Source organism: Citreimonas sp., from assembly GCF_042096055.1.
Taxonomy (GTDB): domain Bacteria; phylum Pseudomonadota; class Alphaproteobacteria; order Rhodobacterales; family Rhodobacteraceae; genus Citreimonas.
The window spans coordinates 16,009-20,318 of record NZ_JBELMH010000064.1 but is presented as its reverse complement, the minus strand read 5'-3'; the positions used below and the strand labels follow the sequence as shown (position 1 = coordinate 20,318).

Here is a 4,310-nt window from a genome sequence, read left to right as displayed (position 1 = left end):
TCACCGTCGCCCCCGCGCTGACGCTGACCGACAAGGAATACCAGATGATGCGCAACGGCAGCATTGCCGTCCTGCGCGAAATCGGTGTCGAGACCGGCGGCTCGAACGTCCAATGGGCGGTGAACCCCGACAACGGCCGCATGGTCGTGATCGAGATGAACCCACGCGTGTCGCGCTCCTCGGCGCTGGCGTCCAAGGCCACCGGCTTCCCGATCGCCAAGATCGCCGCCAAGCTCGCCGTGGGCTACACGCTGGACGAGCTCGACAACGACATCACCAAGGTCACGCCCGCCAGCTTCGAGCCGACGATCGACTACGTCGTCACCAAGATCCCGCGCTTCGCGTTCGAGAAGTTCCCCGGCTCGGAACCCACGCTGACCACCGCGATGAAGTCGGTGGGCGAGGCGATGGCCATCGGCCGCACGATCCACGAATCGATGCAGAAGGCGCTCGCCTCGATGGAGACGGGCCTGTCGGGCTTCGACGAGATCGAGATCCCCGGCCTCGGCGAGGGCCAGGACGAATCCGCCATCGTCAAGGCGCTGTCGCGCCAGACCCCCGACCGCATCCGCGTCATCGCGCAGGCGATGCGGCTGGGCACCTCCGACGACGACATCCACGCCGTCACCAGCTTCGACCCGTGGTTCCTCGCCCGCATCCGCGAGATCGTCGAGACCGAGGCCGAGGTCCGCGCGAACGGCCTGCCCGCCGACGCCGAGGGGCTGCGCGCGCTCAAGATGATGGGCTTCACCGACATGCGTCTCGCCGCGCTGACAGGCTTGACCGAGATGGCCGTGCGCCAGGCCCGCATCAACGCCGGCGTCGTCGCGGCCTTCAAGCGCATCGACACCTGCGCGGCCGAGTTCGAGGCCCAGACCCCCTACATGTACTCGACCTACGAGGCGCCAATGATGGGCGAGGTGGAATGCGAATCCCGCCCCTCGGACCGCAAGAAGGTGGTCATCCTCGGCGGCGGCCCGAACCGCATCGGCCAGGGGATCGAGTTCGACTATTGCTGCTGCCACGCCTGCTTCGCGCTGTCGGACGCCGGCTACGAGACCATCATGGTCAACTGCAACCCCGAGACCGTCAGCACCGATTACGACACCTCGGACCGTCTCTACTTCGAGCCGCTGACCTTCGAGCACGTGATGGAGATCCTGCGCATCGAGCAGGAGAACGGCACCCTGCACGGCGTCATCGTGCAGTTCGGCGGCCAGACCCCGCTGAAGCTCGCCCGCGATCTCGAGGCCGCCGGCATCCCGATCCTCGGCACCACGCCCGACGCGATCGACCTCGCCGAGGACCGCGAGCGGTTCCAGGACCTCGTCAACCGCCTCGACCTGCGCCAGCCGAAGAACGCCATCGCGTCCTCGGACGAACAGGCGCTGGCCATCGCCGAGGAGATCGGCTTTCCGCTGGTCATCCGCCCGTCCTACGTGCTGGGCGGCCGCGCGATGGAGATCGTGCGCGACATGGCCAGCCTGAAACGCTACATCCGCGACGCCGTCGTCGTGTCCGGCAAGAGCCCGGTGCTGCTCGACAGCTACCTGTCGGGCGCGGTCGAGCTCGACGTCGACGCGATCTGCGACGGCACCGACGTGCACGTCGCCGGCATCATGCAGCACATCGAGGAGGCCGGCGTGCATTCCGGCGACAGCGCCTGCTCGCTGCCGCCCTACTCGCTCGACGCGGGCATCCTGGACGAGATCAAGCGCCAGACCGTGGCACTGGCCAAGGGCCTCAACGTCGTCGGCCTGATGAACGTGCAGTTCGCCATCAAGGACGGCGAGATCTACCTGATCGAGGTCAATCCCCGCGCCAGCCGCACCGTGCCCTTCGTCGCCAAGGCCACCGACAGCGCCATCGCGTCGATCGCCGCGCGCATCATGGCCGGCGAGAAGCTCGCCGATTTCCCGATGCGCGCGCCCTACCCGGCCGATGCCGACTACGACACCGTCCTGCCGCTGGCCGATCCGATGACGCTGGCCGACCCGATGATGCCGTGGTTCTCGGTGAAAGAGGCCGTGCTGCCCTTCGCCCGCTTCCCCGGCGTCGACACGCTGCTCGGCCCCGAGATGCGCTCGACCGGCGAGGTCATGGGCTGGGACCGCTCGTTCCCGCGCGCCTTCCTCAAGGCGCAGATGGGCGCGGGCAACGTGCTGCCCAAGGGCGGCGCGGTCTTCCTGTCGATCCGCGACGGCGACAAGACCCCGCAGATGGCCGAGACCGCGCGCATCCTGACCGATCTCGGCTTCCGCATCGTCGCGACCTCGGGCACCGCCGACTTCCTGCGCGGCGCGGGCATCGAGGCCGAGACCGTCAAGAAGGTCTACGAGGGCCGGCCGAACATCGTCGACATGCTCAAGGACGGCGGCATCGACCTGGTGATGAACACCACCGAGAACGCCGCCGCCGTGTCCGACAGCCGCGAGATCCGCTCGGTCGCGCTGTACGACAAGATCCCCTACTTCACCACCGCCGCCGGCGCCCACGCCGCCGCGCTGGCGATCCGCGAACAGGAAGAGGGCGAACTGGTGGTGAAACCGCTGCAGGCGTGAGGGCGGCTTAAGCCGCCTGGAGCTTTAGAAGACATGAGCAGCGCACAGCGAGGCTCGGAGGAGCAACGTCCGCTCCGAGCACTAAGCGGTCCTTGCAGGCCGACAACTGCAGGCGCAGTCTCAGCTTTCGAACGACAAGGATGATCGGCTGTGCGACCGCCAATCGAAAGATGGGGTGTTGATGCCGACCTTTGCCCTCTGGCCGGCGGGCACCGGAACCACGCCTTTGCGACGCTTGGCGTCGCGTCTGGACAGGTGCTTGTATTTAAATCGACGCGCCGCTCTGAGGCGGCACTAAGATGGCTCGATGTGGTCCACAACATCGCGGAAGACGTGGGATTGGTCGTGCCTAAACTCATCAAGAGCAGAAATGGCAATTTGATCGAGGACGGCTGGACCTGCGAGCCTCACTTGGCTGGCAGTCATGTCTCTCCGGATGAAGTGCCGTCGGTCGGCCCCCAGATTATCGCGTTTCACGCTGCGACCGGCGATATTCCCCAGCGCCCGGGATTCCTGTCCTCGCAAGACTTGATCGAACAGGAATGCGGCGGTGATGTGGACTTGCGAGCAATGCCCGGTGAGCTTGTCGGTCGCTGTCGCGAGTTGTGGTCCGCTGTTTCCGGGCAGAGACAAGCCGTCATCCATGGTGACCTCAATCCGGGAAATCTGATCAGATGCGCAGACGGAAGGACTGCACTCATAGACTGGGATGAATGTCGTCGCGATCTCGTCCTTTTCGACAAGGCAGCGCTCGGCAAGAGCACTGCGGAAGAGCAGTCAGCTCGCCTTGCTTGGGAGGTCGCGTGTTCGTGGCAAATCGAACCGCACCACGCTCGCCAGATTGCCTCTCGCCTTTGAACGGACGGCAGCAATGGCCGCGTAGCTGACAAGCCCCTGAGGCTCGGCGCCGCACGAAATACTCCGCCGCTTCCCCTTTAACGCGCGCCCAACCCTGCCAGACCCGCTCCCGAGACAAGCCGACCGCGCGCCAACCCCAACCCCGCTTGGCGCCTAAACCCGGGTTTACGCCGCTCCCCCGCCGGTTTAGCGGCAAAGGCTTGAAATTTATGCATATTGCGGCCTCTTTCGGCCAGGGCTTTCAGACAGCGTTGTCGGATTGGCCATAGACCTTTCGAGGATCTGAACAGAGAGGACCAGCATGAAACTTCTGAACAGCACCGCCATCCTGCTTGCGGTTACCGTCATGGCGTCCGCGTCGCACGCGGCCACCTTCGACGAGATCGACACCGATGGCGACGGCGCGCTCAGCCTGTCCGAGCTCGAGGGCAGCTTCGGCGAGGCCGGCGGCTCGACGCTCGACGCCTACGACACCGACGGCGACGGCGTTCTCAGCGCGGACGAGGCCGCGGGCGGCGAATCCGACGAGGAGGGCGAGGAAGGCCAGCTGACCTTCGACGACATCGACCTGGACGGCGACGGCACCCTCGACGAGGAAGAGCTCGAGCACGCCTTCAGCGCAGAGGCGCAGGCCGCGCTGGCCAAGTTCGACGCGGACGGCGACGGCGTCGTAACCCTCGACGAGGTGCGCCGCTCGGACGATCCCAAGGGCGAACGCGGCGGCCCGCGCGCCCACAGCGCGGCCGGACAGCGCGCGGCGCTGGACGACACCGCCTCGGCCAACGGCTCGGGCCGCGGAAAGTCCGGCGGTAACGGCGGCGGCGGCAAGGGCGGCAACGGTGGCGGCGGCGGAAACGGCGGCGGCAACGGTGGCGGCAATGGCGGCGGCGG

Annotated in this window: 3 protein-coding genes; all 3 read left to right on the top strand. The window is 66.7% G+C overall.

What is annotated here, in order from left to right; all coding sequences use genetic code 11:
• The coding region (carB, locus tag ACFDTC_RS13475; protein ID WP_375259400.1) for a carbamoyl-phosphate synthase large subunit at positions 1–2,561 on the top strand (2,561 nt) is incomplete at its 5' end.
• A 150-nt stretch (positions 2,562–2,711) separates the two neighbouring features.
• Complete coding sequence (locus ACFDTC_RS13470; protein ID WP_375259399.1) at positions 2,712–3,419, top strand: phosphotransferase enzyme family protein; 708 nt, start codon at positions 2,712–2,714, stop codon at positions 3,417–3,419.
• 301 nt (positions 3,420–3,720) lie between these two features.
• The coding region (locus ACFDTC_RS13465) for an EF-hand domain-containing protein (protein ID WP_375259398.1) at positions 3,721–4,310 on the top strand (590 nt) is incomplete at its 3' end.